This is a genomic window from Bartonella sp. MM73XJBT, assembly GCF_028618465.1.
Taxonomy (GTDB): domain Bacteria; phylum Pseudomonadota; class Alphaproteobacteria; order Rhizobiales; family Rhizobiaceae; genus Bartonella.
Window position 1 is genome coordinate 121,530 of sequence record NZ_JAQISY010000001.1, and the last position, 13,738, is coordinate 135,267.

The 13,738-nt window shown below is 38.2% G+C and carries 10 protein-coding genes; 5 read left to right on the forward strand and 5 right to left on the reverse strand.

The features are described 5' to 3' along the window. Nucleotides 1-638 precede the first annotated feature (638 nt). From ugpB to PVV69_RS00575, 4 genes are all read left to right on the forward strand, one after another. Nucleotides 639-1,964, forward strand: a complete 1,326-nt coding sequence (gene ugpB / locus PVV69_RS00560) for a sn-glycerol-3-phosphate ABC transporter substrate-binding protein UgpB (RefSeq protein ID WP_273756051.1) — start codon at nt 639-641, stop codon at nt 1,962-1,964. Nucleotides 1,965-2,064: 100 nt separating this feature from the next. Further along, nucleotides 2,065-2,949, forward strand: coding sequence for a sn-glycerol-3-phosphate ABC transporter permease UgpA (ugpA, locus tag PVV69_RS00565; protein ID WP_273720000.1), 885 nt, complete (start codon nt 2,065-2,067; stop codon nt 2,947-2,949). Between the two features lie 10 nt (nt 2,950-2,959). Further along, nucleotides 2,960-3,811: a sn-glycerol-3-phosphate ABC transporter permease UgpE gene (gene ugpE, locus PVV69_RS00570; protein WP_273756052.1), complete on the forward strand. Its 852-nt coding sequence runs from the start codon at nt 2,960-2,962 to the stop codon at nt 3,809-3,811. A 2-nt stretch (nt 3,812-3,813) separates the two neighbouring features. Beyond that, entirely contained in the window at nt 3,814-4,860 is a 1,047-nt protein-coding gene (locus tag PVV69_RS00575; RefSeq protein ID WP_273756053.1) for a sn-glycerol-3-phosphate import ATP-binding protein UgpC, read from the forward strand. A 113-nt stretch (nt 4,861-4,973) separates the two neighbouring features. Here PVV69_RS00575 and PVV69_RS00580 read toward each other — a convergent pair whose 3' ends face one another. The 3 genes from PVV69_RS00580 to PVV69_RS00590 all read right to left on the reverse strand — a co-directional run bounded on the left by PVV69_RS00580 (nt 4,974) and on the right by PVV69_RS00590 (nt 8,888). Next, nucleotides 4,974-5,696, reverse strand: a complete 723-nt coding sequence (locus tag PVV69_RS00580; protein ID WP_273756054.1) for a glycerophosphodiester phosphodiesterase family protein — start codon at nt 5,694-5,696, stop codon at nt 4,974-4,976. 216 nt (nt 5,697-5,912) lie between these two features. Continuing rightward, nucleotides 5,913-7,469 (reverse strand): glutamine-hydrolyzing GMP synthase, encoded by a 1,557-nt coding sequence (gene guaA / locus PVV69_RS00585; protein WP_273756055.1) that lies wholly within the window; start codon nt 7,467-7,469, stop codon nt 5,913-5,915. Nucleotides 7,470-7,601: 132 nt separating this feature from the next. Then, nucleotides 7,602-8,888 (reverse strand): RsmB/NOP family class I SAM-dependent RNA methyltransferase, encoded by a 1,287-nt coding sequence (locus tag PVV69_RS00590; RefSeq protein WP_273756056.1) that lies wholly within the window; start codon nt 8,886-8,888, stop codon nt 7,602-7,604. Between the two features lie 1,192 nt (nt 8,889-10,080). Here PVV69_RS00590 and PVV69_RS00595 point away from each other — a divergent pair. Next, nucleotides 10,081-10,230, forward strand: coding sequence for a hypothetical protein (locus tag PVV69_RS00595; RefSeq protein WP_273756057.1), 150 nt, complete (start codon nt 10,081-10,083; stop codon nt 10,228-10,230). Between the two features lie 162 nt (nt 10,231-10,392). Here the strand turns inward: PVV69_RS00595 and guaB are convergent, their stop codons facing one another. Beyond that, complete coding sequence (guaB, locus tag PVV69_RS00600) at nt 10,393-11,892, reverse strand: IMP dehydrogenase (protein WP_273719990.1); 1,500 nt, start codon at nt 11,890-11,892, stop codon at nt 10,393-10,395. A gap of 140 nt (nt 11,893-12,032) precedes the next feature. Beyond that, nucleotides 12,033-13,604 carry a phospholipase D family protein gene (locus PVV69_RS00605; RefSeq protein ID WP_273756058.1) on the reverse strand — a complete coding sequence of 524 codons (1,572 nt, stop codon included), beginning with the start codon at nt 13,602-13,604 and terminating at the stop codon, nt 12,033-12,035. Nucleotides 13,605-13,738: the final 134 nt, after the last annotated feature.

The window sequence follows — 13,738 nt, forward strand, 5'->3', positions numbered from 1 at the left end:
TTTTATACTCATAAAATACCTTATAAATCATGGTTTGAAGTTGTATAAAAATGATAAATAAGTCCTTTTATAAACAAAAGGTACTCTTAGACGCTCTAAAGATGTTTCCTAAACCTTAAAATGAGATACGTTAATTCCTAAAAGCGTGATTTTCATATGATTTTGCAATGCATCAGAAAAGTTTTGGAGGACTATAATCTCTTAAATAAGTTTAAAAATCTGCTTTAGTAGAATTTCTTAATTTAAATGGAATACAAATAATTTACCTCAAGCTTATTTTTCCACAGTTACAAAACAACTCGCACAGAAAATAAACAATTCTTTCTTGAAAAAGTAAATCTGGATACTCTAATAGCCATAACTGAGTAACATTTACTGTTTATATCCTTGATCTTGTCTACTGCTTTATTCAACACCATTTTATTTTTTATCAGATGTTTACAGGGCAATATCTCATTAACATATGATAGCTTTCATAAAGGAAAACAAGTAAATCTAAACAAATTCGTTTGACCTTTTGCTGGTTCCTGTTTAAATGAACCAATTTATTTCTGAAACAAAACTGTCATGGCATGTTCATGTTTAATACCATAAATCTAGGGAAAGTCTGTCTTCTATCGCTTCAAAAAGGGGGAACCATGAGTCGTTTTTATTTTTCTATAGCAGCGTTTGCAATTACTATCAGTATGACAACAGCGGGGCTTGCGCAAACAAAAATTAGCTTTTGGCATTCTATGAGCGGTGAGCTAGGAAAACAAACTGAGCGTTTCATTAACGATTTTAATGCCAGTCAATCTGAGTATAAAGTTGTACCTTCATTTCGTGGTGAATATGAAGAAGGTATGGTTTCACTCATTGCAGCATTCCGTGGAAAACAACAACCTGTTCTTGCCCAAATCTATGAAATTGGTACTGGGACTATGATGGCTGCAAAAGGGGCCGTTTATCCTCTTTATCAACTTATGAAGGATACAAAACAAGAATTTGACCCTACAGATTATTTACCTGCTATCAGTGGCTATTACTCAGATGTCCAAGGGCGAATGCTTTCTATGCCATTCAATGCTTCAACACCAATTCTTTATTATAATAAAGATATCTTTAAAAAAGCAGGGCTTGATCCAGAGCAACCACCTAAAACATGGCAAGATATAGAAAATTTTTCTAAAAAAATTCTTGAGACTAAAGCTGCAAGCTGTGGTTTTACAATGTCTTATGCAGCCCAATGGATTGGCATAGAAAATTTTTCAGCATTGCACAATGTGCCCTTTGGAACCAAAGAAAATGGTTTTGGCGGACTTGATGCAAAACTTACCTTGAATGGACCTTTGCAAGTGCGTATGTGGAGCGACCTTAAAAGATGGTCTGACAAAGGTATTTTTCGCTATGGTGGTCCTGCTGGAGCATTAGATGCAACACCAATGTTTATGACGCAAAATTGCGCGATCTTTATGCAATCTTCAGGCTCTCGAGATGGAATCCTGTCTGAAGCACAGTTTAAGGTGGGATTTGGTATGCTGCCCTATTATGATGATGTAAAAGGTACACCACAAAATTCAATTATTGGTGGCGCCTCTATTTGGGCTTTGAAAGGTCATACACCTGAGGAATATGCTGGTGCGGCTGCTTTTCTTAAATATCTCTCCAGAGCAGATAATCAGGCTAAATGGCACCAGATAACAGGTTACCTGCCAACAACGAAAGCTGCTTACGAATTGAGCAAACAACAACATTACTACGATAAAAATGTCGGTGCAGATATTGCTATTAAACAAATTAATCTTAACCCACCAACTGTGAACTCAAAAGGTATAAGATTTGGTAATTTACCACAGATTCGTTCTATTCTTGATCAAGAATTAGAAGCTGTCCTTAGTGGTTCAAAAACACCAAAAGATGGATTAGATGAAACCGTTAAACGTGGCGATAAGCTCTTACGTGAATTTGAAAAAGCCAATCATTAGGGTTTTATTCTTCATCATTAAAGATCAAAGGTTAATTAAGCAGTTGAGTCTTTTTATTTGTTTACCTTTATAAAGTTTCTGTGTGTAAAGAACCCTACGGATGCAAGAAAAGCACGCATATTTCAAAAATAGTTTACTCCCTTATTGGCTGCTGTTTCCTCAGCTCATTGTGACTTTTTTGTTTTTCTTTTGGCCTGCTGCCCAAGCAATAAAATCATCTTTCGAGCGTGAGGATCCTTTTGGTTTTTCGACAACTTTTATTGGTTTTGAAAATTATATAAATGTTCTCTCTGATCTTGCTTATCTGAAATCACTGCTTACAACCGCAATATTTTCTATTTCGGTTACTGTTGTTTCAATGACGATCGCACTTCTTTTAGCTGTCTGTGTTGATCGTGTCATCCGCGCAAAAAAAGCTTACACAACGCTTTTGCTCTGGCCTTATGCTGTGGCTCCAGTCTTGGCAGGTATATTATGGTTGTTTATCTTCCATCCAACCATCGGAATTATCCCTGTTCTGTTGGAGAAAATCGGTATTATATGGAATTATCGTATTAATGGTACACAAGCAATGATCCTTATTGTGATTGCAGCCAGTTGGCAACAAATCTCCTATAACTTTCTCTTTTTTCTTGCCGGTCTCCAATCTGTTCCACGTTCCCAAATAGAAGCAGCAGCAATTGATGGTGCTGGTCCCTTTAAACGATTTTGGACCGTAGTGTTTCCACAAATTTCACCGACAACCTTTTTTCTTTTTGTTATCAATATTCAGTATGTCATGTTTGATACATTTGGTATTATTGATAACATAACCTCTGGAGGGCCTGCACGTGCAACAAGCACTCTCGTCTACAAAGTGTATGACGATGGTTTTAAAAACCAAATAATCGGTGCATCAGCAGCACAATCAACAATATTAATGTTGATGGTTATTGTTTTAACGTTTATCCAGTTTCGCTGGATTGAACGCCGCGTGCAATATTAGGAAACAAATTATGGTTGAAAATCGCCCTATTTTGAAATTTCTAACCCATCTCACTCTTATTATTGGTATTATAGTTATTTGTTTTCCAGTTTATGTTGCCATTATTGCGTCAACCCATAGTTCAGCGGCATTTAATTCAGGAACACTTCCTCTATTACCAGGAAAGCATGCTCTGGAAAACTATCAAATAATCTTTGGTGATGGTCTTGAAAAACTCGGACTACCTAATCTTTGTCCACTTTTAATGAATTCGCTTATTATGGCCCTTGGTATTAGCATTGGAAAAATTATTATTTCGCTCTTTTCTGCTTATGCAATTGTTTACATGCGTTTTCCTTTCCGAAAAACTGCTTTTGCTCTCATCTTTATTACCTTGATGCTCCCTGTCGAAGTTCGCATTATTCCAACATATGCAATCGTCGCACAATTAGGTATGATAAATACCTATAGCGGAATGATTATTCCACTCATAGCATCTGCAACGGCGACATTTTTATTTCGCCAGTTTTTTTTAACTGTTCCAGACGAACTCTTAGAAGCTGCTCGTGTTGATGGTGCAGGGCCATTTAAATTTTTTAAAGATATTCTTCTTCCTCTCAGCAAAAGCAATATCGCTGCTTTATTTATTATTATGTTTGTTTATGGATGGATACAATATCTCTGGCCTCTTATTGTTACAACTGATCAAAATCATCAAACTATTCTTATTATTTTAAAACAGCTTATCGTAGAATCACTTCAACATGATCCTCAATGGAATATACTCATGGCAGTATCGGTCGTTGCTATGGTGCCGCCTGTTCTTGTCGTCATCTGCATGCAGCGACTTTTTATCAAAGGTCTTATTGAAACGGAGAAGTAACTGTGGCCATAATCCAGTTATCAAACATAAAAAAACAGTATGACAATGGCATTCTGGTCATCAATGATTTAAATTTAACAGTTGCCGATAGGGAACTTCTTGTCCTTGTGGGGCCTTCAGGGTGTGGAAAATCAACGTTATTGCGTATCATTGCAGGGCTTGAACAAGTTACCTCAGGTGAACTCACTATTGATAATGAGCGTATCAATGAGCGTGAACCAGCTGATCGTGACATTGCTATGGTTTTTCAAAATTACGCACTTTATCCCCATATGACAGTTCGTGGAAATTTAGAATATGGTCTTAAAAATCGTAAAACACCTAAAGATGAAATAAATCGACGTATCACACATGCTGCAAAACTTTTGCAAATAGAGCCATTTCTAGATCGTAAACCGCGACAATTATCTGGAGGACAGCGCCAACGTGTGGCAATGGGACGTGTGATTGTACGTCAACCACGTGTTTTTCTCTTCGATGAACCTCTCTCAAATCTTGATGCAAAATTGCGGGCGCAAATGTGTATTGAGATTAAAACACTTCAGCGTTCACTGGGAACAACTAGCCTCTATGTTACCCATGATCAACTAGAAGCGATGACATTAGCGGATAGAATCGTTGTCATGAATAACGGAGCTATTGAGCAAATTGGAACGCCAATGGAAATTTACGATTATCCAGCAACAACGTTTGTTGCTGATTTTATTGGTTCGCCTCCTATGAATTTTCTTGATTGCCAAATCTTAGAACAACATTTAGGTCATCCATTATCTTATAATACAGAAACTGATCTTTTAGCTTTTAGACCAGAAATCATTTTGTTTGGAGAATATCCAGATCAAGGGCCTATCTTTCACACACAAATTGAACTTATTAAGCCTGTCGGAACAGGGAGCCATATTTTAACACGTTGGAAAGACAATATTTTTACCATTGAAATAAAAGAGCGCTTGGCACACGACTATGGTCAAAAACTAAGCTTTACTGTTCCTTATCAGAATTTTCATACTTTTAATAAAACCACTGGAAAACGTACAGATAATAAGTAAATAAAGTAGAAACTTTAATCTTATAAACATCATCAGAGAATGTTTCTTACTTACTTACCTCCCTCCTATTAATTCCATTTCTGCTAGGAGGGTAAAATTTTATAGATATATACTTATCTTTGTGCACGTAATTGTAAAGCTAGGTCAGGTTGATCTGTGGTGATATAATGAACCGGCATATCCAGCCAATGCGATAGTCGAGCTTTCCCATTAATTGTCCATACCCCTACAGTAAAGCCAGCTTCAAGGGCAGATTCAATAAAGTTCTGTGGAACAGTGGACCCATCTACACTCAAATCAGTATATCCCAATTGTTTCCACTCAGAAAAATGATGGTCCATGTTATCGGAAAAGCTATCAAGACATGGTCCAGATGTTATTCCTGCTTCAATAAAGGGACAAAGGCTTGCAGGATCAAAGCTGATTGCAGAAACGCGTTCTTCTAAATTTCGACTTTTTATCAATGCGAGTGCTTTTTGGGATAAAATTTTCTCACGCTCAACCTCACCACAAGTTTTAATTTCAAGATGTAAAGCAACGTTGGTGGGCGCTAAAAGATCAAGCACTTCTTCTAGTAAAGGAGGTTCTTCCATACTTCCTCTTACGCAGAGTTGTTTGCGTGTTTCATTATCAATATCATAAATATATCCTGTTTTCCCAACAAGTTGTTCTAGACGAAAATCATGAAATACAACCACTTCACCGCTTTTCAGTAAATGAACATCGCATTCAATCTCATCAACACCTAACGCTATAGCGTTACGAAATGCAGAAAGGGTATTTTCAGGATAAAGATGAGCTCCACCACGGTGTGCAACAATTTTTTTCTCAGGCATGCAAAACTTCACACTTCTCAATTTTAAATGATATTGTTTCATACTGATTAGACAGTGATTTTAAAAAATGGCTTTTTGTTTACTCCTCTGAAGATCAAATTTTCAACAACACTCTCATTTCTGAAATGACTTTGGAGTTATATCATAAACAACACCATTAATGCTTTCTCCTTCACTCATCATACATGGTGCAATAAGGTTTATATTTCATTTTAATCATTCCCACTCAATAGTACCGGGAGGTTTTGAAGTTATATCATAAACAACACGATTAATACCCCTTACTTCATTAATAATGCGCGCTGCTGTTTTGCTTAAAAACGCCATATCATAGGGATAAAAATCAGCCGTCATTCCATCTACAGATGTCACTGCGCGAAGAGCACAAACAAATTCATAAGTGCGTCCATCACCCATCACACCAACAGTCTGAACAGGAAGAAGCACAGCAAAAGCCTGCCAAATTTCATCATAAAGTCCCGCTTTACGAATTTCATCAAGATAAATGGCGTCTGCTTCACGTAAGATTTCTAATTTTTCACGTGTCACAGCTCCTGGACAGCGAATTGCAAGACCAGGACCTGGAAAAGGGTGACGCCCAATAAACTGTTCAGGTAACCCTAATTCTCGCCCTAGCGTGCGAACCTCATCCTTAAATAGTTCACGCAACGGTTCTACAAGTTTCATGTTCATTTGTTCCGGTAAGCCGCCCACATTATGATGGCTTTTAATTGTTACCGATTTACCAATAGCTGAAACACTCTCAATGACATCTGGATAGAGCGTACCCTGTGCTAAAAATTCCGCGCCGCCAATCTTTTTGGTTTCTTCTTCAAAAACTTCAATAAAAAGGCGACCAATTATTTTGCGCTTTTTTTCTGGATCTGTCTCTCCTTCTAGAGCGCTGAGAAACATATTAGCGGCATTAACATGAAGAAGCTCTATATTATAATGATCACGAAAGAGTGTGAGAACTTCTTCAGCTTCATTCTTGCGCATCAATCCATGGTCTACCAAAATACATGTGAGTTGATCTCCTATTGCTTCATGGAGGAGCACAGCGACAACTGACGAATCAACACCACCTGAAAGACCGCAAATGACACGACTTTTTCCAACTTTCTGTCGTATCATAGCAATTGCCTGCTCACGATAAGAAGCCATGGACCAATCGCCCTTAAGGCCAGAAACTTTATGAACAAAGTTTTGCAAAAGTCTTGTACCATCTGGTGTATGAACAACTTCAGGATGAAACTGCACTGCGTAAAGGCGTCTTTTTTCATCCGCAATAGCAGCATAGGGCGCGCCTTTTGATGTTGCTATGACACGAAAACCTTCTGGTAAAGTCGTCACACGGTCACCGTGGCTCATCCATACTTGATAACAAGAACCCTTTTCCCACACACCATCAAAAAGTAAACTCTCTTCTTGTATCTCCAACAAAGCACGCCCAAATTCACGCTCATGTCCAGATTCAACTTTTCCCCCCAGCTGAACACACATCACTTGTTCGCCATAACAAATACCAAGAACTGGGATACCCCTTGCAAAAATTTCCATCGGAACACGCGGCGAACCATCATCAATAACTGAATAGGGACTACCCGATAAAATAACAGCTTTAGGGCTTATCCTTTGCATGCCTTCTAACGCAGATTGAAAAGGGACAATTTCACAATAGACACCCATTGCTCGCACCCTCCGTGCAATAAGTTGTGTCACTTGTGAACCAAAATCAATAATAAGAACAGTGTCTGAATGTGCTACGCTCATAGAAAACCAATCAATCATTATAAGATGAGAACAAATAAGATTTATTATTCAATCTTTTCCTTTTCACAAGCCTTTTCACTTAAAAAAGGTTTTTCTCGTAAAATTTAAAGATAAGAAATGCGAAAAGAGATCTCAATGTCTTTTTTGCAACACAGATAAAAAGAAACCATCTGTTTTTGTTGTTGCTGGAGATAAGGTGAGTCCATAATTTGAAAAAATCGGTTGCACCGGTGAAGAACTGAAATATTGCCGCCAAAGTGCCCGCATATTTATTGGATAAAAACGACAATGCTGTTGTAGAAAACGGGAAATTTGTTTCTCATTTTCATCCACAAAAAGAGAGCATGTAATATAGACTAAACGCCCGTTTGGTTTAAGATATTTTATAGCCTCATGCAAAATAGTCTTCTGTTCTATTTGGCGTTGTTTGAGCTGTTCTAATGTCAAATGCCATTTCGTATCTGGCCGCCGCCGCCATGTTCCTGTACCGCTACATGGCGCATCTAGTAAAACGATATCCATTTGACCTACTAACGGCTTTAATGCTTCTGTATGTCCACATGGCTGTACATTGTGAACACCAGCACGGTAAAGACGCTCAAAAATAGGAGCCAAACGGATTTCACTTGAATCATAGGCATAAATTTGCCCTTGATTTTTCATACGAGCAGCTAAAGCTAACGTTTTGCCACCAGCTCCAGCACAATAATCCAATACCTGCATATTGGCTTTTGCTTCGACAAGATAAGCAACAATCTGAGATCCCAAATCTTGTATTTCAAAATACCCCTTCTGAAAAGCCGATTCAACTTGAAGATTGGGATGACGTGCAAATTTTTCAAGCGGGGCAATTCTTAAAGCTTGCGGAAACCATGAAAATGGTTGAACTTTGGTTTTTACTAATTCTTGTAAAACCTTTTCTGGCGTTGCCTTTAAACTATTCACCCGTAAATCTAAAGGAGGGCGTGTTGCTAATGCAGCTGCCTCTACGATCCAATTTTCGAAAAATACAGGATACAGATGTGTTTTACACCATTGGGGAATATCACCACGAATATAGTCTGGCGCATCACCTAATTGCCGTTTTTGCCATGATTGACGCTGCTTAATTCCTAAGAGCTGTGGAGCAAATCGATCTCCTGCTAATTCACCATCAATTTGTTCAATGGTCATTGTTCCAGTGTCTAACAAAGTACCAAAAACGCTATCCCGAATATCATCACTCTCCATACGCCATTGTAAAGAATAACGCCTTCTTAAAACATCATAAACAATTGTACCAATTGCTGCACGATCACTTGCACCAGCAAAACGATGAGAAAGCCCCCAAGATTTTAAAGCTTCACTTGCTGAGCAGTGCCGCGTTTCTATCTCTTGTAGGATATCCATTGCTGCATGCAAACGCCCACCTAAGCGCATTCATTTCTCCCATTGAATTTTTATAAATTTCTCAATAAGTTAAGCCAAAATAAATTATCTTTCTTAACGCCAATGGAATTTCTCGAAACTCTACAAAATTTACATTGGAAACTAAATGATTCTGATTGCGCTTTATTTAGCATTTCAAAATCTTCATTTCACCTGCTATCCGTTTACATTCCCCTCATTCTAAAATACACATATTCTATCTTGATCCTGCAAGGTAAGATATCTTCTTAAAAACCTTTCCAAATATGTATTAATATTTTAATTTATAATGATAATTATTTATTTGTATGTGAGATAGAAGTCCTGAATATCGTAAAATTCTCTTATTTCAAATATTCTCTATGTTGAATCAAACAAATTACTTGCTTGCATATTACTAGCAAAGTTAGCGCTGGATAAAAAAACTTAAAGAAAAGAGTAAAAATACCTCTCATAAACGCTCTCAAATGCCGAAAACCTCGCAACATTGAGAGAAATAGTATGATGGTGCCGGTTTTACTCCCTTATAAGCGATAAGATGGTGGTATGGCTTTATCCTTATAATATTCACGAACCTCCGTAGTGAAATGAGCTTGAGAGCATTGAGAAACGAGAAAAACAAAAGCATGAGACAATGCGTAATCTCCATTATTTAAAAGATACTGCTATAAATGCTTATGAAAGTGGTAAAGGTGAATTAAAGAATTATGGTAAAGATGGGAATCGGTTTTTATCTTTACAGCTTTACACTCCCCCCAAATCAGACTGTCTCACCTTTCCAGAGATTAGTCAAACAGAGATATACAATATACTCGCCCCTACTATACAAAAGCTGGAACTTCTTGCAAAATTTTCAATCGTCTTAATTTTTATCTCAAACATACGGCTGCGGTAGATTTTGATGTTAATTTACAGATAACAGAATAAGCACACACTTTATAAGATAGGTAAAAATCATCCCCTCCTTATTTCCTTGTAAATTAAATTCTTAGAGCTTTCTATAAACAGTACTTGACACCCAATATCTCCCTATCTTGAAAATGCTACCTTTCTGAAAAGATGCAAAAACATCCCGGTTAAGGCCAGCACATCCATATTATTCTTCAAGAAATATTAACTTTTTAGGAAAAGCTTGGAACCACTATTTGGCATGACCGTTTTTACTATACTGGTCTTAAGCCAGATAATTTAAAAGGAGAAAATAATGAACACTTATAATAATGGAAAAACAACTTCATCTAAAAGCCGTCACAATACAATGCCCTCAAACAATGGAAAGAAATCCATCCAAAGTGATCAGACTAACACTCGCCAACGTGCATCAAAGTCGGCGCGGAAGACAACAAAAAGTTAATTCCCTTAATTTCGTATAACACACAGAAAGAATTGGAATATCAACCTCCAATTCTTTCTCTTTTAGAGTTATTAAACGAAATCATAAAAAGAAAAATGATAGCCTCGCTCCATTTTCTCAAAAGATTTTATACCATGTCACATAGCTCTATGCGCTTATACATCAGACAGGTCCGCGGTAATTAGGACTCTCTCGTGTGATAGCAACATCATGTGTATGGCTTTCATGGAGTCCGGCATTGCTGATACGAACAAATGTCGCTTTTTCACGAAACTCTGCCAAATCCTTCGCTCCAACATAGCCCATTGAGGCACGCAATCCACCAGCAAGTTGATGTAAGACCGATGCTATAGGGCCTTTATAAGCTACTTGCCCCTCTACACCTTCAGGAACCAATTTAAGTTCATCACGCACTTCATCCTGGAAATAGCGATCTGCCGACCCCCTTGCCATAGCACCAACGGATCCCATACCGCGATAAGCCTTAAAAGATCGCCCTTGATAAAGATAAACTTCGCCAGGACTTTCATCTGTACCTGCTAAAAGAGAACCAATCATAGCAGCACAAGCCCCACCTGCTAAAGCTTTAGCAAAATCTCCAGAAGCTTTAATCCCGCCATCTGCAATCACAGGAATACCCGCTTTTTCAGCAACTTCAGCAGCACTCATAATCGCTGCAAGTTGTGGTACACCAACCCCTGCAACAATTCGTGTCGTGCAAATAGAACCAGGACCAATACCAACTTTTACCGCATCTGCACCACTATCAATTAACGCCTGTGTTGCTTGAGAAGTCGCTACATTACCAGCAATAACTGCTGGAGAACACGCCATTTTTTTAATTCGCTCAACGGTCTCTAACACACGTTGAGAATGCCCATGGGCTGTATCAATCACCAGTACATCAACACCTGCATCAATAAGTCGTTCAGCCCGTTCAATCCCATCATTCCCCACACTACTGGCAGCGCCAACACGCAAGCGCCCCTGAGAATCTTTGGCTGCATTTGGATTTAATTGTGCTTTTTCAATATCCTTAACTGTTATCAAACCAACACAGCGATTTTGGCCATCCACAACCAATAACTTTTCAATCCGGTGATGATGTAAAAGATATTTTGCCTCACTAAGTTGGACATTTTCATGCACAGTTATCAAATTTTCATGGGTCATTAATTCATAAATTTTTTGTTTTGGATCTGATGCAAAACGCACATCCCTATTCGTTAAAATGCCGACAAGCCGTCCCGCAGTCTCACCTTTAGCTCCATTTTCAACAACCGGAATACCCGAAATACTATGAGAACGCATCAAAGCTTTTGCTTCTTCAAGTGTTGCATCTGGCCCAATTGTCACTGGATTAACAACCATACCAGATTCAAACTTTTTTACCTGACGAACTTCTTCAGCTTGCTCTGTAGGAGACATATTACGATGAATAACACCAAGACCACCAGCTTGAGCCATAGCGATAGCCAAACGCGATTCTGTTACAGTATCCATCGCAGCAGAAAGCAACGGCAAATTTAGCGTGATATCAGCTGCAATACGCGTTCTCAAATCTACTTGACTAGGCATAACAAGAGAATGACCAGGCTGTAAAAGCACATCATCAAAAGTCAATGCCAATACACCTGTCGCCGTTTCAACAATCTTTGCCATAGCCAAATTCCTTTTATAATAAAACACCGCAAGTAGTTTGATACAACTGCGGTTCTCAGACGTTGTGGATTGGCAAGAAATTATGCCATGCCACAAAAAAAATGAAAAGAAAAATAATTTTTTAATATAGTTTATAAAATCTACAATTGTGATTCAATGGGTAACCAACTTATTATTTTCGCAAACACACGACGCCAAAAACTGCTTTCCGGCTCATAATCAAGGCTATGCTGTTTTTCATTTTCAATAAAATCCCAATAAATACGGTTATTATCAGCAAGACGGAGGTGATAACTCATTTCACCAGTTGTTTCTTCAGAAAAAAGCAAATCTAATCTTGCTGTAATTGGTGCACATTCAAAAAGGATACCCATTTCCGTATTCAGTGCAGCTGACCTGGGATCAAAGTTTAGAGAACCAATAAAAGCAGTTTTACGATCAACTAAAAAAGCTTTAGTATGTAAACTTGCCTTACTTGAACGAAAGAGTCGTAATCCGTGCATATTACCACCGGGTTTTAACTCATAAAGCTTAACACCACTTTTCAATAACGCTTTACGATACGGTACATAACCACCATGTGCCAGTGCCACATCAGTGGCCGCTAAGGAATTTGTAAGAATTTTGACATCAACACCCTTTGAAACCAAATTGCTCAAATTCTGCGTACCTACTCTACCTGGAACAAAATAAGGCGATGTAATTTGGACGGTTTTTTTCGCATCACCAATAACCTGTGAAAGTGCCTTCATAAGCCAATTTCCTGCTTTTTTGCGCAATGCTTTTTCCGGAGGGTCGGAGAGTACAACAACTTTATCTGCTAAAAATAACCGCTTTCCTACTTGGATAAAACAATCAAAATGAATATGTTCTTTGACATAGTCGAGATAAACTTTCGCAACCTTGGAATCACGAAATTTACGTAATTTATCCTTCCAATAGCCAAGATCGCTTGCACTTTTAGGGACAACCAAAGTATGAATTGGTAAAACGACAGCGCTATTCCAAAAGTCATCAAAAATGGTTTCCACCTTTTTAACCGAAGGACCAATTAACATCAAATCTAAATCTCGAAAATGGGATTCTTTACCAGCGTCAAAATAAGAATCGGCAAGATTACGCCCTCCTACAAAAGCTACTCGACCATCTACAATGAAAGCTTTATTATGCATCCTGCGCGTTACAGTAATTGCCCGCAATATAATCTCTAAACCACGGCGTAATCCCCCTTTTCGTGATCGGCCTGGATTAAACATTCTCACTTCAATATGTGGATGTTTGTCCAAGGCAATATAAGCTGGATCACGGGCTTGGGCATTAATATCGTCTAAAAGAAGGCGCACTCGAACACCACGATCAGCGGCCTCTACTATTTCACTTAATAATAAGCGCCCTGTTAAATCATCATCCCAAATATAATACATGAGATCGAGACTACGCCCAGCCTGTGCTGCTCCTATCGCACGAACACAAAACGCATCCAAATTACTAATGATGAGTGAAAGAGCATCTTTATCAATTCCTAGCCCATCTGTCTCCTCTGCCAATCGGCTTATGATACGGTCAAGCTTGGTTTCATCTTTCTTAATAGCCAATGCATAAGAACACACTCCCCTAGCGTTTTTCATAAAACGCCCATATGTGTAAATAGCCAACGTAGACGCAATAAAAAAAGATATGGTAAAACTGATAACAATCTCTAAAAAAGTCAAAGAAGACAAACTTTCTATTTTAAAGCTATCGCACCACTAGCGATACAAACCATAATATTTAAATAATGATCAAATCTTAATCATTACAATAGATAAAATGCCATCCCTTGCTTAAGAGAAAATAAACTTAGCTC